This window comes from Pseudomonas fluorescens (assembly GCF_902497745.1).
GTDB classification, from domain to species: domain Bacteria; phylum Pseudomonadota; class Gammaproteobacteria; order Pseudomonadales; family Pseudomonadaceae; genus Aquipseudomonas; species Aquipseudomonas fluorescens_BM.
Genome location: NZ_CABVHJ010000014.1, coordinates 10,262 through 35,255 on the forward strand (window position 1 = coordinate 10,262; position 24,994 = coordinate 35,255).

General features: G+C 59.0%; 22 protein-coding genes. 16 read left to right on the forward strand and 6 right to left on the reverse strand.

Translation table 11 applies throughout. From position 1 onward, the window contains the following. On the forward strand, positions 1-698 hold a 698-nt coding region (locus F8N44_RS20845), incomplete at its 5' end, for a DUF3530 family protein (protein ID WP_224794803.1). A gap of 138 nt (positions 699-836) precedes the next feature. On the opposite strand, the gene F8N44_RS20850 is transcribed toward F8N44_RS20845, so the two are convergent. Genes F8N44_RS20850 through F8N44_RS20860 form a run of 3 tightly spaced genes read right to left on the reverse strand, consistent with a single transcriptional unit; the run spans position 837 to position 3,293 of the window. Continuing rightward, positions 837-1,604, reverse strand: a complete 768-nt coding sequence (locus tag F8N44_RS20850) for a TerB family tellurite resistance protein (RefSeq protein ID WP_150651633.1) — start codon at positions 1,602-1,604, stop codon at positions 837-839. Between the two features lies 1 nt (position 1,605). After that, on the reverse strand, positions 1,606-2,277 hold the full coding sequence (murU, locus tag F8N44_RS20855) for an N-acetylmuramate alpha-1-phosphate uridylyltransferase MurU (RefSeq protein WP_150651634.1): 672 nt from the start codon (positions 2,275-2,277) through the stop codon (positions 1,606-1,608). Then, complete coding sequence (locus F8N44_RS20860) at positions 2,274-3,293, reverse strand: aminoglycoside phosphotransferase family protein (RefSeq protein WP_150651635.1); 1,020 nt, start codon at positions 3,291-3,293, stop codon at positions 2,274-2,276. Before F8N44_RS20860 ends, murU begins: the two co-directional genes overlap by 4 nt. 130 nt (positions 3,294-3,423) lie before the next feature. Between F8N44_RS20860 and F8N44_RS20865 the strand changes: the two genes are divergently transcribed. The 11 genes from F8N44_RS20865 to F8N44_RS20915 all read left to right on the forward strand — a co-directional run bounded on the left by F8N44_RS20865 (position 3,424) and on the right by F8N44_RS20915 (position 17,517). Continuing rightward, entirely contained in the window at positions 3,424-6,222 is a 2,799-nt protein-coding gene (locus F8N44_RS20865; protein ID WP_150651636.1) for an LPS-assembly protein LptD, read from the forward strand. After that, a complete protein-coding gene (surA, locus tag F8N44_RS20870; RefSeq protein WP_177413886.1) occupies positions 6,197-7,519 on the forward strand; it encodes a peptidylprolyl isomerase SurA in 1,323 nt (440 codons plus the stop codon). The genes F8N44_RS20865 and surA overlap by 26 nt, the downstream gene beginning before the upstream one ends. After that, complete coding sequence (pdxA, locus tag F8N44_RS20875) at positions 7,516-8,505, forward strand: 4-hydroxythreonine-4-phosphate dehydrogenase PdxA (protein ID WP_150651638.1); 990 nt, start codon at positions 7,516-7,518, stop codon at positions 8,503-8,505. Before surA ends, pdxA begins: the two co-directional genes overlap by 4 nt. Next, positions 8,502-9,320 carry a 16S rRNA (adenine(1518)-N(6)/adenine(1519)-N(6))-dimethyltransferase RsmA gene (gene rsmA / locus F8N44_RS20880; protein ID WP_150651639.1) on the forward strand — a complete coding sequence of 273 codons (819 nt, stop codon included), beginning with the start codon at positions 8,502-8,504 and terminating at the stop codon, positions 9,318-9,320. The genes pdxA and rsmA overlap by 4 nt, the downstream gene beginning before the upstream one ends. A 113-nt stretch (positions 9,321-9,433) precedes the next feature. After that, a complete protein-coding gene (gene apaG, locus F8N44_RS20885) occupies positions 9,434-9,814 on the forward strand; it encodes a Co2+/Mg2+ efflux protein ApaG (protein ID WP_150651640.1) in 381 nt (126 codons plus the stop codon). Then, positions 9,814-10,695 carry a symmetrical bis(5'-nucleosyl)-tetraphosphatase gene (locus tag F8N44_RS20890; RefSeq protein WP_150651641.1) on the forward strand — a complete coding sequence of 294 codons (882 nt, stop codon included), beginning with the start codon at positions 9,814-9,816 and terminating at the stop codon, positions 10,693-10,695. Before apaG ends, F8N44_RS20890 begins: the two co-directional genes overlap by 1 nt. A 33-nt stretch (positions 10,696-10,728) precedes the next feature. Then, entirely contained in the window at positions 10,729-11,058 is a 330-nt protein-coding gene (glpE, locus tag F8N44_RS20895) for a thiosulfate sulfurtransferase GlpE (RefSeq protein ID WP_150651642.1), read from the forward strand. A 297-nt stretch (positions 11,059-11,355) separates the two neighbouring features. Next, positions 11,356-13,278 (forward strand): PrkA family serine protein kinase, encoded by a 1,923-nt coding sequence (locus tag F8N44_RS20900; RefSeq protein WP_007910115.1) that lies wholly within the window; start codon positions 11,356-11,358, stop codon positions 13,276-13,278. A gap of 121 nt (positions 13,279-13,399) precedes the next feature. Further along, positions 13,400-14,671 (forward strand): YeaH/YhbH family protein, encoded by a 1,272-nt coding sequence (locus F8N44_RS20905; RefSeq protein WP_007910114.1) that lies wholly within the window; start codon positions 13,400-13,402, stop codon positions 14,669-14,671. Further along, on the forward strand, positions 14,668-16,230 hold the full coding sequence (locus F8N44_RS20910) for a SpoVR family protein (RefSeq protein ID WP_127930000.1): 1,563 nt from the start codon (positions 14,668-14,670) through the stop codon (positions 16,228-16,230). The genes F8N44_RS20905 and F8N44_RS20910 overlap by 4 nt, the downstream gene beginning before the upstream one ends. A 63-nt stretch (positions 16,231-16,293) precedes the next feature. Further along, entirely contained in the window at positions 16,294-17,517 is a 1,224-nt protein-coding gene (locus tag F8N44_RS20915; RefSeq protein ID WP_150651643.1) for a multifunctional CCA addition/repair protein, read from the forward strand. Positions 17,518-17,607: 90 nt separating this feature from the next. Here F8N44_RS20915 and folK read toward each other — a convergent pair whose 3' ends face one another. Both folK and folB read right to left on the reverse strand, forming a co-directional pair. Beyond that, complete coding sequence (gene folK, locus F8N44_RS20920; RefSeq protein ID WP_150651644.1) at positions 17,608-18,123, reverse strand: 2-amino-4-hydroxy-6-hydroxymethyldihydropteridine diphosphokinase; 516 nt, start codon at positions 18,121-18,123, stop codon at positions 17,608-17,610. Further along, positions 18,114-18,470 (reverse strand): dihydroneopterin aldolase, encoded by a 357-nt coding sequence (gene folB, locus F8N44_RS20925; protein WP_038363315.1) that lies wholly within the window; start codon positions 18,468-18,470, stop codon positions 18,114-18,116. The genes folK and folB overlap by 10 nt, the downstream gene beginning before the upstream one ends. Before the next feature lie 74 nt (positions 18,471-18,544). Here folB and plsY point away from each other — a divergent pair, with 74 nt between their 5' ends. Beyond that, entirely contained in the window at positions 18,545-19,114 is a 570-nt protein-coding gene (plsY, locus tag F8N44_RS20930) for a glycerol-3-phosphate 1-O-acyltransferase PlsY (RefSeq protein WP_064390790.1), read from the forward strand. Between the two features lie 23 nt (positions 19,115-19,137). Here the strand turns inward: plsY and tsaD are convergent, their stop codons facing one another. Further along, complete coding sequence (gene tsaD, locus F8N44_RS20935) at positions 19,138-20,163, reverse strand: tRNA (adenosine(37)-N6)-threonylcarbamoyltransferase complex transferase subunit TsaD (protein ID WP_007910097.1); 1,026 nt, start codon at positions 20,161-20,163, stop codon at positions 19,138-19,140. A 199-nt stretch (positions 20,164-20,362) separates the two neighbouring features. On the opposite strand from tsaD, the gene rpsU reads away from it, so the two are divergent. The 3 genes from rpsU (at position 20,363) to rpoD (ending at position 24,940) form a co-directional block, all read left to right on the forward strand. Next, entirely contained in the window at positions 20,363-20,578 is a 216-nt protein-coding gene (gene rpsU / locus F8N44_RS20940) for a 30S ribosomal protein S21 (RefSeq protein ID WP_002551877.1), read from the forward strand. Positions 20,579-21,063: 485 nt separating this feature from the next. Next, positions 21,064-23,028 (forward strand): DNA primase, encoded by a 1,965-nt coding sequence (gene dnaG, locus F8N44_RS20945; protein ID WP_150651645.1) that lies wholly within the window; start codon positions 21,064-21,066, stop codon positions 23,026-23,028. Between the two features lie 67 nt (positions 23,029-23,095). Then, complete coding sequence (gene rpoD / locus F8N44_RS20955) at positions 23,096-24,940, forward strand: RNA polymerase sigma factor RpoD (RefSeq protein ID WP_150651647.1); 1,845 nt, start codon at positions 23,096-23,098, stop codon at positions 24,938-24,940. Positions 24,941-24,994: the final 54 nt, after the last annotated feature.

The window sequence follows — 24,994 nt, forward strand, 5'->3', positions numbered from 1 at the left end:
TCCCTGGCGCTGGCGAAACCGCTGACTGGCCACAGGCGATCGGCCCATTGCGACAAAAACTGCCTAACGCCGACTGGAGCAGCCTGAGCATCACGCTGCCTGATCTGCAAAGCGATGCCATTGCCCCGCGTGTAATTGAGCCCGCCGCAGCGCCGAAAGCGCCGGAAAGCGGCAGCAAGGATGCCACCACTGCACAACCGATCGAACAGGCGGCGGGGGGTGAAGCCGAAGTGGCCGACCAGGTCGTTGCCGAGACCACCGAAGAACAAGCCAAGGCCGATGCCGAGCGTATCTTCGCGCGCATCGACGCGGCGATTGGCTACGCCGAACAGCAAAGTGCACGCAGCATTGTCGTACTCGGCCACGGCACTGGTGCCTATTGGGCCGCGCGATATTTGACTGAAAAACAAACTGCGCAGATCGAAAAATTTGTCATGGTCGATGCGCAGGCACCGGCCAAAGCCAAACCGGCATTGGCGGAACTGACACCGACATTGAAATTGCCGACCGCGGATATTTTCTACATGGACAAGCCGCTTGATCGCAACGCGGCGCTGGAGCGCATGCAGGCGAGCAAGCGCTTGAAGACATCGGCGTTCAGCCAGGTCGCGCTCAAGGCTTTGCCGGATAACAAGGCTGAACAGGAGCAATTGTTCCGCCGGGTGCGCGGCTGGTTGAATCCGCAGAACCCGGACTGACCGAATAAGACCGAGGCGCCTTCATTCGCGAGCAAGCTCGCTCCCACACTTGATCGCGTTCCCTGAGCTGGAATGCGTTCGAATGTGGGAGCGAGCCTGCTCGCGAAGGGGCCAGCGCAGTCGCTACACCTTTAACGACTAGCGAAAATCCCGCCGCTCACGAATCAACGTGTAGGCATTGTGCAGCTCGCGGGTTTTATCAGTCGCTTCACGCACCTGCGCTGGTGTCGCCCCCGTGCCGGCAATCTTGTCCGGGTGATGACGACTGAGCAGGCGCCGATAAGCGCGCTTGATCTGCGCCGGCTCACTGGACGCCGACACGCCGAGCAAGCGCATCGCCTCCTGATAACTCACCGCCGCGCTGACGATCGGCCGCTTGCCCGGCTCGTAATCATTGGCCAAGGCCTGCACCTGATGCGCCGTCCAGCCCAGCCACTTGCCCCACTGCGCCAGCAACTCACGCTCACTGACGCCCGCGCGACCATCGGCCCAGACCATCCGCCAGCAGGCGCGCAATACGCCTTCGGCAGCATGCGGTTGCGCACTCAGACGCCGCAGATAACCGCGCAGGCTGTCACTGCCTGACTTGCCGCGATTGAACGCGGCAATCGCCCGACGCGTCGCCGGCTCGCTCATTTCCAGCGCACGCATCTCGTTGCGCGCCTGCTGGATGTGCCCGTCGGTGACCCGACCGTCGCTTTTGGCCAGACGGCCAAGCAGCACGAACAGCAATTCATCATTGCGCAGCATTGGCCGGCCGCCGAGTTTTTCCCGCAAATGCCCCCAGCTGTGCAAGTGCAGACGCCGATCCAGCGCTTGCCCCAACAATGCCCCAAGCATGGCCCCCGGAATGCTGGCAATCGCAAAACCCGCTCCGGCTCCAATCAGAGTCCCTGGCCACAACATGTCAGCGACTCGCTTCTATCAAGGTTTCAGCTTCGGCCAGACGCTCATGCGTGCCGACATCCACCCAGTGACCTTTCAGACGCTCGCCCGTGACTTCGCCAGCCGCCATGGCCTTGCGCAGCAGCGGTGCCAATTTGAAAGCACCGTCGGCGCAGCCGTCGAACAGTTGCGGATGCAATACGGCGATGCCGCTGTAGGTCAGCGTTTTCGCGTCCGCCTGGCCATCGATCACCTGACCGTCGGCCAATGTGAAATCACCGTCCGGGTGATGCGCCGGGTTGTCCGCCAGCACCAGATGCGCCAGCCCGCTGATCGGCTGGTGCAGGACGCTGAAGTCGTAATCGGTCCAGATATCACCGTTGACCACCAGAAACGCATCATCGCCCAGCAGCGGCAGCGCGCGGAAAATCCCGCCGCCGGTTTCCAGAGGTTCGCCTTCCGGCGAATACTGAATGCTCACGCCAAATTGCGAACCGTCGCCCAGATAATCTTCGATCTGCTGACCGAGCCAAGCGTGATTGATCACGATCTCGTTGAACCCTGCGGCCGCGAGGGCACGCAGGTGATATTCGATCAGGGGAACACCGCCGGCACGCACCAGTGGTTTCGGCGTGGTCAGGGTCAGCGGACGCATGCGCTCGCCTTTGCCTGCCGCCAGAATCATTGCCTTCATGCTGTTGCTCCACCCCGCAGGCTGGTGAGCAGCGTTTGCAGCTCCGCCAGTTCCGGACGACGTCCGATCACCGCCTCTATATAAGAGAAGAAACGCGGTACGTCGGCCAGATAACGCGGCTTGCCATCGCGATGGCAGATGCGCGCGAAGATGCCGATGACTTTCAGGTGGCGCTGCACGCCCATCAGGTCGCTGGCACGCAGGAAGTCTTCGAAGTCCGGCTGCACCGGAATATTCAGCGCCGAGGCTTGTTGCCAATAACTTTCCAGCCAGCCACGTACGCGCTCTTCAGGCCAACTGAGGAAGGCATCCTTGAACAGGCAGGTCACGTCGTAGGTCACCGGGCCGTAGACCGCATCCTGGAAATCCAGCACGCCGGGATTCGGCTCGCTGAGCATCAGGTTGCGCGGCATGTAGTCGCGGTGAACCAGCACTTTCGGCTGGGCCAAGGCGCTGTCGATCAGCAGATCGCTGATGTGCTGCCACTGTTGTTGCTGAATTGAATCGAACTCGACGCCGAGTTCGCGCTTCACGTACCACTCGGGAAACAGTTCCAGCTCACGGCGCAGCAACGCAACGTCGTAACTCGGCAGCGGCGCAACCATTGGCAACTGCTGAAAAGCCAGCAGTGCTTGTAGGGCATCCTTGAACAATGCGTCGGCATTTTCGCCATCGATCACGTCGAGATAGGTCTGGTTGCCCAGGTCATTGAGCAAAAGAAATCCGCGTTCGAGGTCTTCGGCATAAATTTTCGGCACATTTATTCCGGATTTCGCCAACAAAAAGGCGATATCCACGAACGGTTTGCAGTTTTCCTGAGGCGGCGGTGCGTCCATCACGACAAAGCTGCGCCCCTCTCCTTCCCAGCGGAAGTAACGGCGAAAGCTCGCGTCGCTGCTGGCCGCGGTCAACGTGGCCGGGGGCACGGTGCCCCAGCCCTGATCTGCAAACAGGATTGCCAACTGCTCATCGAGCCAAACTTTCAGGTGTTGCAAGCGTACATCTTGATCAGGCATTGCAAGGGTCTCCGACGGCGCTAGCCGTCAAGCGGGTCATGCTTTATTATCCAGCATCTTTTTCAGACCATCGAGAGGCGTGCGGCCCACACCGCGGGCAGATGGCACGCAGGAAGCCCGGACTAATAAGATGGCATTGAAATCCCCCGCGTTTCGTAAAAAATTTCCGTTGTTGGTAACCGGCAGTCTGCTGGCTATGCAACCTCTGGCCAGTCAATTCGTTGTTGCCGCCGAGCAGTATGACTGCTCCGTCTCGGCTTCGGGTGGTTGGGCCTGTGCGCCCAAATCAACCGCTGCTGCGTTGCCGCCGCGCCCGGTGCATGACGGCAGTGCCGTCAGCGCTACCGGCGAAGCGGCGACCGAGAACGGTTCGGTTGCCGACACAGCCCCTAAAACGGCACTCGTCACCGAAGCCAAAGGCCGCGGTCTGAAATCCCGTAGCGAAGACTTCAGTCACCTCGACTGGGTTCCGCGCGAGAAACTCACCGCCGCCCAACTGGCCGAGACCGGACCTTACTGCTCTGGTGCCTATATCGAACCGATTCGTCCTGGCATGAATGACAAGACGAATAAAAGCGATGCTCCGACCTTTATCGGCGCAAAAGCCTCGCGCTATAACACCGATGATCAAGTCGGTACGCTGGCCGGCGATGTCGTCCTGCGTCAGGGCAGCATGCAGGTCGAATCCGACGAGGCCAGCCTGTATCAGGCCGAGAGCCGCGCCGAACTCAATGGCGATGTGCGCATCCGCGACAACGGCGCGCTGATCGTTGGCGACCATGCTGATGTGCAGCTCGACACCGGTGAAGCCAAGGTCGACAACGCCGAATACGTGATGCACAAATCGCGTATCCGCGGTAACGCGCTGTACGCCAAGCGTGCCGAGAACGCGATCATTCGCTTGAAGGACGGCACGTACACCACGTGCGAACCGAACAGCAATGCCTGGCAGCTCAAGGGCAACAACATCACCTTGAACCCGGCCACCGGTTTCGGTACCGCGACCAACGTGACGCTGCGCGTTAAAGACATTCCGATTCTGTACACGCCGTACATCTACTTCCCGATCGACGATCGTCGTCAGTCGGGCTTCCTGCCGCCGACCATTGGCAGCGGCAGCGATACCGGCTTCATGCTGGTAACACCGTACTACTTCAACCTGGCGCCGAACTACGATGCCACGTTGTACCCGCGCTACATGAGCAAGCGCGGCATGTTGGTGGAAGGCGAATTCCGTTACCTGACCAAGTCGAGTGAAGGTCAGTTCGGTGCGGCGTATCTGAACGATGACGATACCGAGCGCAGCAAGCAGACCGACTACGAAAAAACCCGCTATATGTACAACTGGCAGCACAAGGGCGGTTTCGACTCCCGTGTGTTCACCCAGGTTGACTACACCAAGATCAGCGATCCGTATTACTTCCAGGATCTGCAAACCGATCAGATCGGTGTGAAGTCCAGCGACTACGTGAATCAGCAGGGTCTGGTGTCGTACCGTGGTGATTCGTACACCGCCACTCTGAACGCTCAGCAGTATCAGCTCGCAACCGTTTCGAACATCACGCCATATGGCCGTTTGCCGCAGATCACCTTCAATGGTCAGCTGCCGTATCACCCGGAAGGTCTGAACTTCGATTACGAGACCGAACTGGTACGGTTTGATCGTGATTTGAAAACCGGTAACTTCGTCGATGAAGACGGTAATTCGTCCCCGCGTCTGGATACCAACGTTGCGGGCCTGGCACGCGCCAATGGCGATCGACTGAACCTGAAACCAGGCGTCAGCCTGCCGATGAACTGGACCTATGGCTTCCTGAAGCCGTCGCTCAAGTACCAGTACACCCAGTACCAACTGGACCTGGACGGAACCGGCAAATCGCAGATCGACGCACTGTCGGCGGAAAACCAGAAGCTCTACGGCAAGTTCGACAGCAACCAGAACCGTGGCGTACCGATCGCGAGTATCGACAGCGGCCTGTACTTTGACCGCAACACATCGTTTTTTGGCAAGAACTACCGCCAGACGCTGGAGCCTCGCCTGTTCTATCTCTATGTACCCGAGAAAGACCAGTCGGATATTCCGGTATTCGACACCAGCGAATACACCTTCAACTACTCGTCGCTTTTCCGTGACAACCGTTTCTCCGGCTCCGACCGTGTCGGCGACGAGAACAAGCTGTCGCTGGGCGTGACCAGCCGCTGGATCGAAGACAACGGTTTCGAGCGTCAGCGCATCAGCGTCGGCCAGGCCTACTACTTCAAGAATCGCGAAGTGCAATTGCCAGGCATCGATGCGAAAACCCGCGCAGACTCCAAGTCCAATGTGTCGCCGTATGCGCTGGAATACGAATATCGCTGGAACCGTGACTGGCGCACCACTGCCGATTACAACTGGGATCCGGACACCCGCAGCCCGCGCTCCGGCAGCGCGATGTTCCACTACCAGCCAGAAGACAACCCGAACAAGGTTATCAACGCCGGTTATCGCTATCGTAACGACCAGATCCGTTACGACCAGAACACCGGTCAGTGGTCGGTGGGCGGCGGTGACTATGGCACCCCGGGACAGCCTGGCTACGTGAAGGACTACTACAAGATCCAGCAGCATGATTTCTCGGTCATCTGGCCGATCGTTCCACAGTGGAACGCGATCAGCCGCTGGCAGTATGACTACAACCGTAACCGTACCCTGGAAGCCTTCGGTGGTTTCGAGTACGACAACTGCTGCTGGAAACTGCGCCTGATCAACCGTTACTGGGTTTCCTATGACGAGTTCAGCCAGGAAGCCCCGCAAAACGAAAAAGGCGACCATGGCGTCTTCCTCCAAATTGTTCTGAAGGGACTCGGCGGCCTCACTGGCGCCAAGGTAGAGAGCTTCCTCGACAAAGGCATTCAAGGTTATCGTGAACGTGAAGACCAAGCTTTCTGATTGTCTGCGCCCGCTGATGCTGGGCGCGCTGTTCCTGGGTACTGCGGCTAACGCCGCGGTTCAATCCATCGATAAAGTGGTAGCGATCGTCGACAACGACGTGGTCATGCAGAGCCAACTGGACCAGCGCGTTCATGAAGTGCAGCAGACCATCGCCAAGCGTGGCGGCGGCTTGCCACCTCCAGGCGTACTGGATCAACAGGTGCTCGAGCGCCTGATCGTCGAAAACCTGCAACTGCAGATTGGCGAGCGTTCCGGCATCCGCATCACCGATGAAGAATTGAACCAGGCAGTCGGTACCATTGCTCAGCGCAACAACATGACTGTTGATCAATTCCGTGCTGCTCTGGCTCGCGACGGCCTGTCCTACGACGACGCCCGCGACCAGATCAAACGCGAAATGGTCATCAGCCGCGTACGTCAGCGCCGCGTGGCAGAACGCATTCAGGTCTCCGAGCAGGAAGTGAAGAACTTCCTCGCCTCCGACCTGGGCAAGATGCAACTGTCCGAAGAGCTGCACCTGGCCAACATCCTGATCCCGACGCCGGAAAGCGCCAACTCTGATGCGATTCAGAGCGCTGCCCGTCAGGCCATGGAGGTTTACCAGCAACTCAAGCAAGGCGCTGACTTCGGTCAGATGGCCGTGGCCAAGTCCGGTAGCGACAACGCTCTGGAAGGCGGCGACATGGGCTGGCGTAAAGCCGCACAACTGCCACCGCCGTTCGACCGCGAGCTGAGCAGCATGGCCGTTGGCGACATCACTCAGCCTGCACGCACCCCGGGTGGTTTCATCATCCTCAAGCTGCTGGCAAAACGTGGTGGCGAAGCGCAGATGCGCGATGAAGTGCACGTACGCCATATTCTGGTCAAGCCAAGTCCGATCCGCGACGAAGCCAAAACCAAAGCCTTGGTGCAATCGTTGTATGACCGCATCCTCGCTGGTGAAGATTTCGCCGAACTGGCGAAAAACTACTCCGAAGATCCGGGGTCTGCCCTCAACGGCGGCGACCTCAACTGGATCGACCCGAACGCACTGGTGCCGGAATTCCGCGAAGTGATGGCCCAGACCCCACAAGGTCAGCTGTCCAAGCCATTCCAGACCCAATACGGCTGGCACGTTCTGGAAGTCCTTGGCCGTCGCGCCACCGACAGCACCGAACAGGCCCGCGAGCAGCAAGCCATGACCGTACTGCGTAACCGCAAATACGACGAAGAGCTGCAAACCTGGCTGCGTCAGATCCGTGACGAAGCGTACGTAGAGATCAAACTCCCTGGTGCAGACCAGGCAGCGCAGTGAAACCCCAGCGTTTCGCGCTGACACCCGGCGAACCAGCCGGCATCGGTCCCGACCTGTGCCTGCTGCTCGCCTCGCAAGCCCAGCCACATCCCCTGATTGCCATCACCAGCCGCGACCTGCTCCTTGAGCGGGCCGCGCAGCTGGGGCTGGCTGTCAATCTGCTGGATGTCGTACCTGATCACTGGCCGGACGCTCCGGCGCCCGCCAACAGCCTGTACGTCTGGGACACACCGCTCAGCGCCCCCGTGGTGGCTGGGCAACTGGACAAAGCCAACGCCGCTTTCGTCCTCGAAACACTGACCCGCGCTGGCAATGGCTGCCTTAACGGCCACTTCGCCGGGATGATCACCGCCCCTGTGCATAAGGGCGTGATCAACGAGTCCGGCATCGCCTTTTCCGGGCACACGGAATTCCTCGCTGATCTGACCCACACCGCTCAAGTGGTTATGATGCTCGCCACCCGCGGCTTGCGCGTCGCACTAGTCACCACTCACCTGCCCCTGCGCGAGATTGCCGATGCGATCACGCCGGAACGGCTGGAGCGGGTCACGCGGATTCTGCACCACGACCTGCAAAACAAATTCGGCATTGCCCAGCCACGCATCCTGGTCTGCGGACTCAACCCGCACGCCGGTGAAGGCGGCCACCTGGGCCATGAAGAAATCGACATCATTGAACCGACATTAGAGCGCCTGCGCGGCGAGGGCATGGACCTTCGTGGCCCGCTGCCCGCCGACACTCTGTTTACCCCCAAATATCTGGAGCACTGCGATGCAGTGCTGGCGATGTACCACGACCAGGGCTTGCCTGTGCTCAAGTACAAAGGCTTCGGCGCTGCCGTCAACGTGACCCTTGGCTTGCCGATCATCCGCACGTCGGTCGATCACGGCACTGCCCTGGATCTGGCCGGCAGCGGCAAGATCGACACCGGCAGCCTGCAAGTCGCCCTGGAAACCGCCTACCAGATGGCCGAGACCCGTTTATGACCGAGCAATACCAACACAAGGCGCGCAAACGCTTTGGCCAGAATTTCCTGCATGATGCCGGCGTTATCGACCGCATCCTGCGCTCCATCAGCGCCAAGTCTGAAGACCGCCTGCTGGAAATCGGCCCGGGCCAGGGCGCACTGACCGCCGGCCTGCTCAACTCCGGCGCGCAACTCGATGTGGTGGAACTGGACAAGGATCTGATCCCGATCCTCAACCAGCAGTTTGCCGGCAAGAGCAACTTCAACCTGCATCAGGGTGATGCGCTGAAGTTCGACTTCAACACGCTCAATGCCGCGCCGAACAGCCTGCGTGTGGTCGGCAACCTGCCATACAACATTTCCACGCCGCTGATTTTTCACCTGCTGAACAACGCCAGCATCATTCGCGACATGCATTTCATGCTGCAGAAAGAAGTGGTCGAGCGTCTGGCCGCTGGCCCGGGCGGCGGTGACTGGGGTCGTCTGTCGATCATGGTTCAGTATCACTGCCGTGTGGAACACCTGTTCAACGTCGGTCCGGGCGCCTTCAACCCGCCGCCGAAAGTCGACTCGGCAATCGTTCGCCTGGTGCCGCACGCCGTGCTGCCGCACCCGGCCAAGGATCACAAGTTGCTGGAGCGTGTTGTGCGCGAAGCGTTCAACCAACGCCGCAAGACCCTGCGCAACACCCTCAAGCAACTGCTCAGCAATGCCGAGATCGAAGCCGCCGGTGTCGATGGCAGCCTGCGTCCGGAGCAACTGGATCTGGCCGCGTTCGTACGTCTGGCCGACCAGCTCGCGGTACAAGTCCCGGCCTCCCCCGCCGCCGACTGATAAACGATGAACGCTATCGGGCAGGACGCCACTCTGGTTTACTGCCCGATACTTGCCTAGACTGATTCCCCATCAGCTACGCCCCGCGTTCCGCATCGTTTAAGGCCTCTTGCATGTCCGATTCCCGTTACCAGGTCGATGTCAGCGTCGTCACCCGCTATCTGGCAGACCAATCGCAACCCGAGCACGACCGCTTCGCTTTTGCCTACACCATCACCGTGCAGAACAATGGCGCGATCCCGGCCAAGCTGCTGTCACGGCACTGGGTGATCACCGACGGTGATGGCCATGTCGAAGAAGTGCGTGGCGCTGGCGTAGTGGGTCAGCAACCACTGATCAATGCCGGGCAGAGCCACACCTACAGCAGCGGCACGGTCATGACCACCAAGGTCGGTACGATGCAGGGCACCTATGAAATGGTCGCCGACGATGGCAAACATTTCGACGCCATCATCAAGCCGTTCCGCCTCGCCGTACCCGGATCTTTGCACTGATGGCGACGTATGCCGTCGGCGACCTGCAGGGTTGCCTCGAACCGCTCAAATGCCTGCTCAAGCAAGTCTCGTTCGATCCGAAACTCGACCGGCTATGGCTGGTCGGTGATCTGGTCAACCGTGGCCCGCAGTCGCTGGAAACCCTGCGTTTTCTGTATGGCATGCGTGAATCGCTGGTCTGCGTGCTCGGCAACCACGACCTGCATCTGCTGGCCGCGGCTAGAAGTATCGAGCGTTTGAAGAAGTCCGACACGCTGCGCGAGATTCTCGAAGCGCCGGACTGCGCTGAATTGCTTGAGTGGGTACGACAGCAAAAGCTCATGCACTACGACGAGCAGCGCGATGTCGCCATGGTCCACGCCGGCATTCCGCCGCAATGGTCGCTGAGCCGCGCGCTGAAGTGCGCTGGCGAAGTCGAAACCGCGCTGCGTGACGACAACCTGTTTCCCGCCTACCTCGACGGCATGTACGGCAACGATCCGGCGAAATGGGACAACGACCTTAAAGGCGTGACCCGGCTGCGCGTCATCACCAACTATTTCACGCGCATGCGCTTCTGCACCGCCGAAGGCAAGCTCGACCTCAAGAGCAAGGAAGGCCTCGACACTGCCCCGCCCGGCTACAAACCTTGGTTTCAGCACAAGGTGCGCAAGACCAAGGGCCTGCGCATCATCTTCGGCCACTGGGCGGCACTTGAAGGCAACATCCATGAGCCAGGCATCTCGGCGCTGGACACCGGGTGTGTCTGGGGCGGCAGCCTGACCCTGATGAATGTCGACAGCGGTGAACGCCTGTCATGCAAATGCGATGAACACGGTGGCCTCGCCCCGACCGTCGCACCACTTATCCCCGAAACTTCGCCAGTCAGCGCGCCGCGTTAGACTGCGCTTTCAGCCGAGCAACAGGAACCCGCCATGAGCGAATTCAAACGAATCCCCCCGGAACAGGCCCAAGCCCTGCGTGAACAAGGTGCTGTCGTCGTCGATGTGCGCGACCCGGCGACTTTTGCCGCGCTGCACATCAGCGGCTCGAAGCATCTGGACAATCATTCGCTGCACGCATTCATCCAGGGCGCCGACCTGGATGCGCCGACCGTGGTTGTCTGCTACCACGGCAATTCCAGCCAGGGCGCTGCGGCGTACCTGATCAGCCAAGGCTTTTCTGACGTCTACAGCATGGATGGCGGCTTTGAGCTGTGGCGTACGACTTATCCTGCAGAAACTGCGCAAGACACTACCGAATAATTTTTTTGTCACGCGCAGGCCCCGGCCCCCGTGGGCCTGCGCGGGCAGACGAACGGTCTTGCCACAACTAATTACGTATCTCGCCTTTACCTCCCGAATTCCCAACTATCCTTAAGCCCAGGCCATCCAAAACAGGGGAGAGCCGGTACACCGGCGCACGGGTCATCGGGAGTGACTTTCACGATTGTCGATCGTGAAAGTGTTCTGGGGGGTAAACAGACAGCTGCCAAAACGGTTGTTTGCCAGCATCGACTGAGTGATCCGGCGTCGGCTCCACGTATCGAGCGAGGTGACGTCATGAGTATCTTTAGCCACTTCCAACAACGCTTCGAGTCCACACGCCAGGAAGAACTCTCGCTGCAAGAGTACCTGGAGCTGTGCAAGAAAGACCGTAGCGCCTACGTTTCCGCCGCCGAGCGTCTATTACTGGCCATCGGTGAGCCGGAACTGCTCGACACCTCGACCAACTCGAGGCTGTCACGCATCTTCTCCAACAAGGTGATCCGTCGCTATCCGGCCTTTGAAGACTTCCACGGGATGGAAGAATGCATCGACCAGATCGTCTCGTATTTCCGCCACGCCGCCCAAGGCCTGGAAGAGAAGAAACAGATCCTGTATCTGCTCGGCCCCGTCGGTGGCGGTAAATCCTCCTTGGCCGAGAAGCTGAAACAGTTGATCGAAAAAGTGCCCTTCTACGCAATCAAGGGCTCGCCCGTATTCGAATCGCCGCTGGGTCTGTTCAACGCCACCGAAGATGGCGCGATCCTCGAAGAAGACTTCGGCATCCCGCGGCGCTACCTGAACACCATCATGTCGCCTTGGGCCACCAAACGCCTGGCCGAATTCGGCGGCGACATCAGCCAGTTCCGTGTGGTCAAGCTGTATCCGTCGATCCTCAATCAGATCGCCGTGGCCAAGACCGAACCGGGCGACGAGAACAACCAGGACATTTCCGCACTGGTCGGTAAAGTCGACATCCGCAAACTCGAGGAATACCCACAGAACGACGCCGACGCTTACAGCTACTCCGGTGCGCTGTGCCGGGCCAACCAAGGCCTGATGGAATTTGTCGAAATGTTCAAGGCACCGATCAAGGTGCTGCACCCATTGCTGACCGCCACTCAGGAAGGCAACTACAACAGTACCGAAGGCCTCGGCGCGATTCCGTTCACCGGCATCCTGCTCGCCCACTCCAACGAATCGGAATGGCACACCTTCCGCAACAACAAGAACAACGAAGCGTTCATCGACCGGATCTACATCGTCAAAGTGCCGTATTGCCTGCGCGTCAGCGACGAAGTGAAAATCTACGACAAACTGCTGTTCAACAGCTCCCTGGCCAAAGCGCATTGCGCGCCAGACACTTTGAAGATGCTCGCCCAGTTCACCGTGCTTTCGCGCCTCAAGGAGCCGGAAAACTCCAACATCTATTCGAAGATGCGCGTCTACGACGGCGAAAACCTCAAGGACACCGATCCAAAGGCCAAGTCGATTCAGGAATACCGCGACTCGGCAGGCGTCGACGAGGGCATGAACGGTCTGTCGACCCGCTTCGCCTTCAAGATCCTGTCCAAGGTGTTCAACTTCGATCCGCACGAAATCGCCGCCAACCCGGTGCACTTGCTCTATGTGCTGGAACAGCAGATCGAACAGGAACAATTCCAGGCCGAAACCCGCGAGCGCTATCTGCGCTACCTCAAGGAATACCTGGCACCGCGCTATATCGAATTCATCGGTAAAGAGATCCAGACCGCCTACCTCGAGTCTTACAGCGAGTACGGTCAGAACATCTTCGATCGCTATGTGCTGTACGCGGACTTCTGGATTCAGGATCAGGAATACCGCGATCCGGAAACCGGCGAGATCCTCAACCGCGTCGCGCTGAACGAAGAACTGGAGAAAATCGAGAAGCCGGCCGGCATCAGCAATCCGAAAGATTTCCGCAACGAGATCGTCAACTTCGTGTTGCGCGCACGGGCCAACAACAACGGCAAGAATCCGACCTGGCTCAGCTACGAGAAACTGCGGGTGGTCATCGAGAAGAAAATGTTCTCCAACACCGAAGACCTGCTGCCAGTCATCAGCTTCAACGCCAAGGCCAGCAAGGAGGATCAGCAAAAGCACAACGACTTCGTCACTCGAATGGTCGAACGCGGCTACACCGACAAACAGGTACGGCTTCTTTCCGAATGGTACCTACGGGTACGGAAGTCGCAGTGAAGCAGCAGCAAGCTTCCAGCTACGAGCTGCAAGAACAAAGCGCGTAACCCACTGATGCCCGGGAACCTGCTTTTACTTGCAGCTTGAAGCTCACAACTTGAAGCTGCCCGGAGGGCTTCCTATGAGTTATGTGATCGACCGACGTCTGAATGGCAAGAACAAGAGCACGGTCAACCGCCAGCGCTTCCTGCGGCGCTACCGTGACCACATCAAGAAGGCTGTCGAAGAGGCCGTCAGCCGGCGCTCCATTACCGATATGGAGCACGGCGAACAGATCAGCATTCCCGGTCGCGACATCGACGAACCGGTGCTTCACCACGGTCGCGGCGGCAAGCAGACCGTGGTTCATCCCGGCAACAAGGAATTTACTGCCGGCGAACACATCGCACGGCCACCTGGAGGTGGCGGCGGACGAGGTCCGGGCAAGGCCGGCAACTCCGGCGAAGGCATGGACGAGTTCGTCTTCCAGATTACTCAGGAAGAGTTCCTCGAATTCATGTTCGAAGATCTCGAACTGCCGAACCTGGTCAAGCGTAATCTGAGCGGCACAGACACCTTCAAAACCGTACGCGCCGGAATCAGCAACGAAGGCAACCCGTCACGGATCAACATCATCCGCACCCTGCGCTCGGCGCACGCACGCCGTATCGCCTTGTCCGGCAGCAGCCGCGCAAAACTGCGCGAGGTCAAAGAGGAACTTGAGCGACTGAGACGCGAAGAACCAGACAACTTCGGCGATATTCAGGAACTCGAAGCGGAAATCGAAAAACTCAGTGCGCGCATCCATCGCGTACCGTTTCTCGATACGTTCGACTTGAAATACAACTTGCTGATCAAACAGCCGAACCCTAGCTCGAAAGCCGTCATGTTCTGCCTGATGGACGTTTCCGGTTCCATGACCCAGGCGACCAAGGACATCGCCAAACGCTTTTTCATCCTGTTGTACCTGTTCCTGAAACGCAATTACGACAAGATCGACGTGGTGTTCATCCGCCACCACACCAGTGCCCGGGAAGTCGATGAAGAGGAGTTTTTCTATTCGCGGGAAACCGGCGGCACCATCGTTTCCAGCGCCCTGAAACTGATGCAGGAGATCATGGCCGAGCGTTACCCGAGCAACGAGTGGAACATCTACGCGGCGCAGGCTTCCGACGGTGATAACTGGAACGACGACTCGCCGATCTGCCGCGACATCCTGATTAACCAGATCATGCCATTTGTGCAGTACTACACTTACGTGGAGATCACCCCGCGCGAACATCAGGCCCTGTGGTACGAGTACGAACGCATCGCCGAAGCCTTCTCTGACACTTTTGCCCAGCAGCAACTGGTCTCGGCCGGGGATATCTATCCGGTCTTCCGTGAACTCTTCCAGCGCAGGTTAGTGACATGACCGCCAAAGAGCAGAAGCGCCAACCCATTTCCACCGGCTCCGAATGGACGTTCGAGCTGATCCAGACCTACGACCGCGAAATAGCCCGGATCGCGGCCCGCTATGCTCTGGATACCTATCCCAACCAGATCGAAGTGATCACCGCCGAGCAGATGATGGATGCCTATGCCTCGGTCGGCATGCCGCTGGGTTATCACCACTGGTCTTACGGCAAACACTTCCTCAGCACCGAAAAATCCTACAGCCGTGGGCAGATGGGCCTGGCTTACGAAATCGTGATCAACTCCGACCCGTGCATTGCCTATCTGATGGAAGAAAACACCATCTGCATGCAGGCGCTGGTGGTAGCCCACGCGTGCTATGGCCACAACAGTTTCTTCAAGGGCAACTACCTGTTCCGCACCTGGACCGATGCCAGCTCGATCATCGATTACCTGGTGTTTGCCAAGCAGTACATCATGCAGTGCGAGGAGCGCCACGGCATTGATGCGGTGGAAGATCTGCTCGACTCCTGCCATGCGCTGATGAATTACGGCGTCGACCGTTACAAACGGCCGTACCCGATTTCCGCCGAAGAGGAGCGGCGGCGGCAGAAAGATCGCGAAGAGCACTTGCAGAAGCAGATCAATGATCTGTGGCGCACCATTCCCAAAGGCGCCGACAAGTACAGCGACAGGGACAACGCGCGCTTCCCGGCCGAACCGCAGGAAAACATCCTGTACTTCATCGAGAAACACGCGCCGCTGCTGGAGCCATGGCAGCGCGAGATCGTGCGGATCGTGCGCAAGATCGCCCAGTATTTCTATCCACAACGTCAGACCCAGGTGATGAATGAAGGCTGGGCTACGTTCTGGCATTACACGCTGATGAACGACCTGTACGACGAAGGTCTGGTCACCGACGGGTTCATGATGGAGTTCCTGACGTCGCACACCAGCGTGGTGTTCCAGCCGGGTTTCGACAGCCCTTACTACAGCGGCATCAACCCCTATGCACTAGGCTTCGCCATGTACCGCGACATTCGGCGCATGTGTGAGGAACCTACCGAAGAAGATCGTCACTGGTTCCCGGAAATCGCCGGGAGCGACTGGCTGTCGACCATCAAATTCGCCATGAGCAGCTTCAAGGATGAGAGTTTCATCCTGCAGTACCTGTCACCAAAAGTGATCCGTGACCTGAAACTGTTCAGTATCATGGATGACGACCAGAAGGACGATCTGCTGGTGCCGGCCATCCATGACGAGCCCGGTTACCGGATCATCCGCGAAACCCTGGCCGCGCAGTACAACCTCGGCAACCGCGAACCGAACGTGCAGATCTACAGCATCGATCGGCGCGGCGATCGCTCGCTGACCTTGCGTCACCAGCAACACGATCGCAAACCGCTGGGAGATTCCACTGACGAGGTGCTTAAACATCTGCATCGCTTGTGGGGCTTCGATATCCATCTGGAAACCCTGCAAGGCGACCAGATCATGAAAACCCATCACGTTCCGCCACGCAGTGAACACAGCGAAGGGGATTACGGTCGGCTCGACCTGGCCGTCATTCATCTTTGAAACGGTTCTGGCCTCCGAAAGTCCGACGCAAGAGTTATCCTGTCGGGCTAACGGAGGTTTTTTATGCAGATTTTCAAGGTTGGCGGTGCCGTACGTGATCGCTTGCTGGGCAAACCGGTTACGGACATCGATTGGGTGGTGGTCGGCGCCACAACAGAAGAAATGCTCGCCAAGGGCTATCGCCCGGTCGGCGCGGATTTCCCGGTATTTCTTCACCCAAAAAGCGGCGAGGAATACGCCCTCGCCCGCACCGAGCGTAAAAGCGGTCGCGGTTATGGCGGCTTCACCTTTCACGCCAGCCCCGAAGTCACGCTTGAAGAAGACCTGATCCGCCGCGACCTGACCATCAACGCCATGGCCGAGGACGATCAGCAAAATCTGACTGATCCATACCAGGGTCAGCGCGATCTTGAAGCTCGAATCCTGCGCCACGTTTCTCCGGCGTTCGCCGAAGATCCCCTTCGTGTATTGCGCGTTGCCCGCTTCGCCGCACGTTATGCCGGGCTCGGCTTCACGGTCGCGCCAGAAACCCTGGAACTGATGCGTCAGCTCAGCGAGTCCGGCGAACTGGAAGCACTGACTGCCGAACGCTGCTGGAAAGAAATCTCCCGTGCGCTGATGGAAGATCAGCCACAGGTTTTCATTCAAGTTTTGCGCGACTGCGGTGCGTTAAAGGTACTGATGCCGGAAGTCGACGCGCTTTTTGGTGTCCCACAACCGGAAGCGCATCACCCGGAAATCGATACTGGCCTGCACACCCTCAGCGTGCTGGAGCAATCAGCGCTGCACAAACAACCGCTGACCGTGCGCTGGGCCTGCCTGCTGCACGACCTCGGCAAAGGTCTGACCCCGGAAGAAGAGTGGCCGCGACACATCGCCCATGAGCACACAGGATTAAAGCTGATCAAAGCGGTCAACGAACGCTTCAAGGCGCCGAAGGATTGTCAGGAGTTGGCGCTGCTGGTCGGCAAGTACCACACTCATGGACATCGGGCGCTGGAGCTGAAGGCTTCGACATTGCTGGAGTTGCTGCAGAGTTTTGACGTGTATCGCCGGCCGCAGCGGTTCGAAGAGTTTATCGTCGCATGCGAAATGGACGCCCGAGGCCGCAAAGGGCTGGAGCAGAGAAGTTATCCACAGGCGGATTATTTGCGCGGTGCGGCGAAGGCTGCGCGAGAGGTGGCGGTGCAGCCGCTGCTGGAGAAGGGATTCAAGGGCCCGGAACTGGGCGAAGCACTGAAGCGTGAGCGACTGAAGGCGTTGAAGGCTTACAAAGAGAACGCCTGAAGCAAGATCAGAAGATCGCAGCCTGCGGCAGCTCCTACGCGGGAATATGCGTTTCTCTTTAGGAGCTGCCGCAGGCTGCGATCTTTTGCTTTAAAGATTCGGCGGGGTTAACTGCTTACCCCGCCACTCGAACGCCACCGGCGCCAGCACCTGATCAATCTGCGCTTCCGCCCACAACGTCGCAAAGCTTTTTCCCACACCTGGGTGCACGTGATCCGGCGCAATCAGCGACAGCGGCCACAGCACAAAGGCATTTTTCAGAATCTCCGCGCGCGGCAGAACCAGTCCGTCAAAATTCCCCGCCAGTTCGCCATACAGCAGCACGTCGATATCCAGCGGCAGCCCCTTGCGATCCGGTGCGTAGCGACCGTTATCCGCCTCAATGAATTTCAAGCGGCGATCCAGTTCCATCAACGGTAGGTCGGTATACGCCGACACCACGAAGTTGAAGAATGGCCCACTTTTAATCCCCACCGGCGCGCTCTCGAACACCGCCGAACAGCGGATATCCACCAGAAACGTCGCCAAAGCGTCGAGACCAGCGCACAAATGAGTTTCGCGCTCGATATTGCTACCGAGCCCGAGGTAGACCTGAGTCAGCGACATCCGCGCTCGATCTCCACACCCACGCCACCCTTCGCAGCCGGAACGGCGCCAGGCTTGGTCAGCTTCAGACGCACCCACGTGATGCTGAATTCGCTCATCAGCACTTCGACCAGACGCTCGGCAAAGGTCTCGACCAACTGAAACTGCGCCTGCTCGGCAAAAGCCTGAATCCGCGTGGAAACGCTGGCGTAGTCGAGCGCCAGGGTCAAGTCGTCACCGGCGGCTGCCGGGCGATTGTCCCAAGCGAAGCTCAGATCAAGTCGCAAGCACTGTCGGATGCCGCGTTCCCAGTCGTAGGCACCGATCACGGTGTCGACTTCCAGGCCCTCGATAAACACTCTGTCCAAGCACTTCTCTCCGCTGCACGACAAGGGCGCAATGCGCCGTTAGAATCAGGGCGTCCTCGCCCGGAATAGTTAGCATGTTTTGGTTACTGGCGACTCTCGCCTACCTGCTCGGCTCGCTGTCCTTCGCCATTTTGCTCAGCCGCCTGACCGGAAACCCGGATCCGCGAATGAGTGGCTCGGGCAATGCCGGCGCCACCAACATGCTGCGCCTGGCCGGTCGCAAACTGGCGATCCTGACCCTGCTCGGTGATCTGTGCAAAGGCCTGGTGCCGGTGCTGATTGCCTCGGCTGTCGGCCTCTCGCTGCAGGATCAGGCGTGGATCGGCGTGTGCGCCGTGATCGGTCACCTGTTCCCGCTGTACTTTCGCTTTCGTGGCGGCAAGGGTGTCGCCACCGCTGCCGGCATGCTGTTGGGCCTGTATCCGCCCGCCGCGCTGCTGGCAGTATGCGCCTGGTTGCTGACGTTTTACCTGACCCGCACCAGCTCGCTCGCAGCACTGATCGCCACCCCCTTGACCCTGCCGCTGCTGGCCTGGCAGGAGCCGGAGGCGCTGTTGCCGATGAGCGCGCTGACCTTGCTGATCGTCTGGCGCCACCGCGGCAATCTACGCGACCTGTTTGCCGGGCGCGAACGGCATTTTTAAATAACGCCCGTGAGCGCCGCTCATCACAACGGCGACAATTGCTCCATCGGCCAGCGCGCCTGCACGCTGATCGCCAGACTTTCCTGCTGACCGGCCTGCAAACGCTGGCAACCGGCAAACGCGATCATCGCGCCATTGTCGGTGCAGAACTCGGGACGGGCGTAGAACACATCACCCTTCATGTCGCCGAGCATCTTCTCCAGCGACACGCGCAATGCCTTATTGGCACTGACGCCGCCAGCGATCACCAGACGCTTCATGCCGGCCTGCTTCAGGGCACGCTTGCACTTGATGGTCAAAGTCTCCACCACGGCCTGCTGGAACGCCAGCGCGATGTCGCAACGGGCTTGCTCGTTGTCGTCCCCGGCGCTGACGCACTGCTGCCAGGCGTTGAGCGCAGAGGTTTTCAGACCACTGAAGCTGAATTGCAGGCCCGGGCGATCGCACATCGGACGCGGAAAGGTGAAACGTCCTGCGACGCCCTTCTCCGCCAACTTGGCGATTTCCGGCCCGCCCGGATAATTGAGGCCCATCATCTTCGCGGTTTTGTCGAACGCTTCACCGGCAGCATCGTCGAGCGTCTCGCCGAGCAAGCTGTATTGACCGATGCCATCGACCTGAACCAGCTGCGTATGACCGCCGGAGACCAACAAAGCGACGAACGGAAATTCCGGCGGTTTCGGCTCCAGCATCGGTGCTAGCAAATGCCCTTCCATGTGGTGCACGCCAAGCGCCGGAATACCCCAGGCAAACGCCAGCGCCTGAGCGCAGGAAGCACCAACCAGCAGCGCGCCAACCAGCCCAGGACCTGCGGTATAGGCGATCGCATCGATCTCGGTCGGCACGCAGTCGGCCTCGGCCAACACCTGACGAATCAAGGGCAGCATGCGTTTGACGTGGTCGCGCGAAGCGAGCTCCGGCACCACACCGCCATAGGCGCGGTGCAGGTCGATCTGACTGAACAGTGCGTCGGCCAGCAGGCCACGTTCGCTGTCGTATAATGCGACGCCGGTTTCGTCGCAGGAGGTTTCTAATCCCAGTACTAGCATGGGTTTGCGCCTTGTTTAGGCTGAATTCGAAGGCGCGCATAATAGTCGCCGCGTGATGCCCCGACCAGCGGTTTTCGATCAGAGGCTTTGCATTCCGAGCGATGAGGGGTTAACATCCGCAACCCTTAAAAACCGACGTCTTCAAGTGCTCTTTTGCCGCGAGGATGTTGACCCCGGTAATGAATGAAGGTAGCTCTGGATGCCAGCCGTCAAAGTTAAAGAGAACGAACCCTTCGACGTAGCTCTGCGTCGTTTCAAGCGCTCCTGCGAAAAAGCCGGTGTACTGGCTGAAGTTCGTAGCCGCGAATTTTACGAGAAGCCAACTTCTGAGCGTAAGCGCAAAGCAGCAGCCGCTGTTAAGCGTCACGCCAAGAAAGTTCAGCGCGAACAGCGCCGCGCCGTTCGTCTGTACTAATACACAGACGTTCGTAGCAAGCTTCTTGCCTAAGCCCGGCTCTCAGCCGGGCTAATGGCATTTGCGTAAAACGCTTGATGCTTCACCGTCGAAGCCGCACACGCGACCGAGACAAATCTGCTTCACGCGTCAGACCTGGCTCTTTTGCCAGCGGTGCACGTCTTTTCTGACGAGCCTTTCAAGGCTACTGACGAGCACACCCACTGATTCCTCTCACGACGATCAGCCCAAGGCACCTGCATGCGTGCCCGCTTTATTGAGCTATCCGAGGCCCTCAACCAGCCGTCAGCGGATTCAGCGCAACACTTTCAAATAGTCGAAGACTGATGAGTACTTACGTCAGTGGATTTTCGGCAGATACACTTCCCGACAGCGATTACGCAGACGACACCGGTCGAGCCGCATATTTTGCGTGCCTACAGTAACGACCCGCGTCCGACCGCCCTTCGTATCGGACTATTTACAGCGCAGACGACGAGTACGCCATGGCCGGGCTGATTCCCCAGAGCTTCATTGACGACCTGCTGAACCGCACCGACATCGTCGACGTGGTCAGCTCGCGCGTGCAATTGAAGAAGGCTGGCAAGAACTACACCGCCTGCTGCCCGTTTCACAAAGAGAAAACCCCGTCCTTCAGCGTCAGCCCCGACAAGCAGTTCTACTATTGCTTCGGCTGCGGCGCCGGCGGCAATGCCCTCGGCTTTCTCATGGATCACGACAACCTGGACTTCCCCCAGGCCGTCGAAGATCTGGCCAAAGCCGCCGGCATGGAAATTCCTCGCGAAGAAAGCGGCCGCGAGCGCAAGCCACGGCAACCGACCGATTCGCCGCTATACCCGTTGCTCACCGCCGCCGCCGACTTTTACAAACAGGCACTCAAGAGCCATCCCGCCCGCAAGGCTGCCGTGGATTACCTCAAGGGCCGCGGCCTGACCGGCGAAATCGCCCGCGACTTCGGCCTCGGTTTCGCGCCGCCGGGCTGGGACAACCTGTTCAAACACTTGAGCAGTGACACACTCCAGCAGAAAGCCATGATCGACGCCGGCCTGCTGATCGAGAACGCCGAAACCGGCAAACGCTATGACCGCTTCCGCGATCGCGTGATGTTCCCGATCCGCGATACCCGTGGACGGATCATCGCCTTCGGCGGCCGCGTACTCGGCGACGACAAGCCGAAATACCTGAACTCACCGGAAACCCCGGTCTTCCATAAAGGCCAGGAACTCTACGGCCTTTATGAAGCACGCAAGAACAACCGCAACCTCGACGAAATCATCGTCGTCGAAGGGTATATGGACGTCATCGCCCTCGCCCAACAAGGCCTGAAGAATGCCGTCGCCACGCTGGGCACCGCGACCAGCGAAGAACATCTGAAGCGCCTGTTTCGTGTCGTACCCAACGTACTGTTCTGCTTCGACGGCGACCAGGCCGGCCGTAACGCCGCATGGCGCGCGCTGGAGGCGACGCTTTCGAGCCTGCAAGACGGCCGCCGGGCGCGCTTTCTGTTTCTGCCAGAAGGCGAAGACCCGGATACCCTGGTGCGCGCCGAAGGCACTGACGCCTTCAAGGCCCGGATCAATCAGCACGCTCAGCCGCTGGCGGATTATTTCTTCCAGCAACTGATCGAAGAAGCCGATCCGCGCTCGCTCGAAGGTAAAGCCCATATGGCGACCCTCGCTGCGCCACTGATCGACAAAGTGCCGGGCGCCAACCTGCGCATCCTGATGCGTCAACGCCTGACCGAAATCACCGGCCTGAGCAGCGAGACCGTCAGCCAGCTCGCACAAAGTGCGCCGCAGGAAGCACCGCCCGCTTACGATCCAGGCATCGATTACGACGCAATGCCGGACTACAGCGACTACCATCAGCCGCAGGCACAGGACATGTATGTGCCGCAGCAGGAGTGGACGCCAAAGAAACCCGGCGCTGGTGGCAAAAAGTGGGACAAGAAGCCCTGGGACAAGAACGGCAAGCGTGGTGGTGATCGCGATCAGCAACGCCCGCGCACGCCGATTGGCGTCGAGTCGCCGACCCTGACCGCCCTGCGCACATTGCTTCATCACCCGCAACTGGCCGAGCGCGTCGAAGATGCCGGGCACATTGCGGACGAGAATCAGACCAACGCCCAGTTACTTGTGGCGCTGCTCGAAGCCGTACAGAAGAATCCCAAGCTAAACTCATTTCAGTTGATCGCGCGATGGCACGGCACTGAACAGGGTCGCCTGCTCAAGGCACTGGCAGAAAAGGAATGGCTGATTGACGGAGATAACCTTGAACAACAGTTTTTCGACACCATTACTAGCTTGTCAGCCCGCCAACGCGAGCGAAATCTGGAACAGTTGCTCAGGAAAGCGCGTCAAAGCGAATTGAGCATCGAAGAGAAAAACCAACTGCGCGACCTACTAAGTCGCAATGTTTCCGCATCAAACCCGACCTCAACTGGCGCGTGAGGTCATAGCTCAGGTATAATCCTCGGCTTGTTTTTTGCCCGCCAAGACCTTCAGTGGATAGGGTGTTATGTCCGGAAAAGCGCAACAGCAGTCTCGTATTATTGAGTTGATCAAACTGGGTCGTGAGCAGAAGTATCTGACTTACGCCGAGGTCAACGACCACCTGCCCGAGGATATTTCAGATCCTGAGCAGGTGGAAGACATCATCCGCATGATTAACGACATGGGGATCCCCGTACACGAGAGTGCTCCGGATGCGGACGCCCTTATGTTGGCCGACGCCGATACCGACGAGGCCGCTGCGGAAGAAGCAGCCGCTGCGTTGGCAGCGGTGGAGACCGATATCGGTCGCACCACTGACCCGGTGCGCATGTACATGCGTGAAATGGGTACGGTCGAGCTTCTGACTCGTGAAGGCGAAATCGAAATCGCCAAGCGTATCGAAGAGGGCATCCGTGAAGTGATGAGCGCAATCGCGCACTTCCCTGGCACGGTTGACCACATTCTCTCCGAGTACACCCGCGTCACCACCGAAGGTGGTCGCCTGTCCGACGTCCTGAGCGGTTATATCGACCCGGACGACGGTATTGCGCCGCCTGCCGAAGTGCCGCCGCCGGTCGAAGCGAAAGTGGCGAAAGCCGACGACGACACCGACGACGATGATGCCGAATCTTCCGATGACGAAGAAGAAGCCGAAAGCGGGCCGGATCCGGTTATCGCTGCACAGCGCTTTGGCGCCGTGGCTGACCAGATGGAAGTCACTCGCAAGGCGCTGAAAAAGCACGGTCGCAACAACAAGGCAGCGATTGCCGAGTTGCTCGCACTGGCCGAGCTGTTCATGCCGATCAAACTGGTTCCGAAGCAATTCGAAGGCCTGGTCGAGCGTGTTCGCGGCGCCTTGGATCGTCTGCGTCAGCAAGAGCGCGCGATCATGCAACTGTGTGTACGTGATGCACGTATGCCACGCGCCGACTTCCTGCGTCAGTTCCCGAGCAACGAAGTCGACGAGAGCTGGTCCGACGCCCTGGCCAAAGGCAAAAGCAAGTACGCCGAAGCCATCGGTCGCGTGCAGCCGGACATCATTCGTTGCCAGCAGAAACTGATCGCGCTGGAAACCGAAACCGGTCTGACCATCGCAGAAATCAAGGACATCAACCGTCGCATGTCGATCGGTGAGGCCAAGGCCCGCCGCGCGAAGAAAGAGATGGTTGAAGCCAACTTGCGTCTGGTGATCTCGATCGCCAAGAAGTACACCAACCGCGGCCTGCAATTCCTCGATCTGATCCAGGAAGGCAACATCGGTCTGATGAAAGCGGTGGACAAGTTCGAATACCGTCGCGGTTACAAGTTCTCGACTTATGCCACCTGGTGGATCCGTCAGGCGATCACTCGCTCGATCGCCGACCAGGCCCGCACCATCCGTATTCCGGTGCACATGATCGAGACGATCAACAAGCTCAACCGCATTTCCCGGCAGATGTTGCAGGAAATGGGTCGCGAACCGACCCCGGAAGAGCTGGGCGAACGCATGGAAATGCCTGAGGACAAGATCCGCAAGGTATTGAAGATCGCTAAAGAGCCGATCTCCATGGAAACGCCGATCGGTGATGACGAAGACTCCCATCTGGGTGACTTCATCGAAGACTCGACGATGCAGTCGCCAATCGATGTCGCCACTGTTGAGAGCCTCAAAGAAGCGACTCGCGAAGTACTGTCCGGCCTTACTGCCCGTGAAGCCAAAGTACTGCGCATGCGTTTCGGTATCGACATGAACACCGACCACACACTCGAAGAAGTGGGCAAACAGTTTGACGTAACGCGTGAGCGGATCCGTCAGATCGAAGCCAAGGCGCTGCGCAAGCTGCGCCACCCGACGCGAAGCGAGCATCTGCGCTCCTTCCTCGACGAGTGATACCAGAACCCCCGGCCCAGGCCGGGGGTTTTGTTTATATGGCAGATTAAATCC

What these genes read in the sequence shown, in the direction of transcription:
- F8N44_RS20850 (WP_150651633.1), bottom strand. Translation starts at nt 1,604, where the DNA reads ATGTTGTGGCCAGGGACTCTGATTGGAGCCGGAGCGGGTTTTGCGATT.
- murU (WP_150651634.1), bottom strand. Translation starts at nt 2,277, where the DNA reads ATGAAGGCAATGATTCTGGCGGCAGGCAAAGGCGAGCGCATGCGTCCG.
- F8N44_RS20860 (WP_150651635.1), bottom strand. Translation starts at nt 3,293, where the DNA reads ATGCCTGATCAAGATGTACGCTTGCAACACCTGAAAGTTTGGCTCGAT.
- F8N44_RS20865 (WP_150651636.1), top strand. Translation starts at nt 3,424, where the DNA reads ATGGCATTGAAATCCCCCGCGTTTCGTAAAAAATTTCCGTTGTTGGTA.
- rsmA (WP_150651639.1), top strand. Translation starts at nt 8,502, where the DNA reads ATGACCGAGCAATACCAACACAAGGCGCGCAAACGCTTTGGCCAGAAT.
- apaG (WP_150651640.1), top strand. Translation starts at nt 9,434, where the DNA reads ATGTCCGATTCCCGTTACCAGGTCGATGTCAGCGTCGTCACCCGCTAT.
- F8N44_RS20890 (WP_150651641.1), top strand. Translation starts at nt 9,814, where the DNA reads ATGGCGACGTATGCCGTCGGCGACCTGCAGGGTTGCCTCGAACCGCTC.
- glpE (WP_150651642.1), top strand. Translation starts at nt 10,729, where the DNA reads ATGAGCGAATTCAAACGAATCCCCCCGGAACAGGCCCAAGCCCTGCGT.
- F8N44_RS20900 (WP_007910115.1), top strand. Translation starts at nt 11,356, where the DNA reads ATGAGTATCTTTAGCCACTTCCAACAACGCTTCGAGTCCACACGCCAG.
- F8N44_RS20905 (WP_007910114.1), top strand. Translation starts at nt 13,400, where the DNA reads ATGAGTTATGTGATCGACCGACGTCTGAATGGCAAGAACAAGAGCACG.
- F8N44_RS20910 (WP_127930000.1), top strand. Translation starts at nt 14,668, where the DNA reads ATGACCGCCAAAGAGCAGAAGCGCCAACCCATTTCCACCGGCTCCGAA.
- F8N44_RS20915 (WP_150651643.1), top strand. Translation starts at nt 16,294, where the DNA reads ATGCAGATTTTCAAGGTTGGCGGTGCCGTACGTGATCGCTTGCTGGGC.
- folK (WP_150651644.1), bottom strand. Translation starts at nt 18,123, where the DNA reads ATGTCGCTGACTCAGGTCTACCTCGGGCTCGGTAGCAATATCGAGCGC.
- plsY (WP_064390790.1), top strand. Translation starts at nt 18,545, where the DNA reads ATGTTTTGGTTACTGGCGACTCTCGCCTACCTGCTCGGCTCGCTGTCC.
- tsaD (WP_007910097.1), bottom strand. Translation starts at nt 20,163, where the DNA reads ATGCTAGTACTGGGATTAGAAACCTCCTGCGACGAAACCGGCGTCGCA.
- rpsU (WP_002551877.1), top strand. Translation starts at nt 20,363, where the DNA reads ATGCCAGCCGTCAAAGTTAAAGAGAACGAACCCTTCGACGTAGCTCTG.
- dnaG (WP_150651645.1), top strand. Translation starts at nt 21,064, where the DNA reads ATGGCCGGGCTGATTCCCCAGAGCTTCATTGACGACCTGCTGAACCGC.
- rpoD (WP_150651647.1), top strand. Translation starts at nt 23,096, where the DNA reads ATGTCCGGAAAAGCGCAACAGCAGTCTCGTATTATTGAGTTGATCAAA.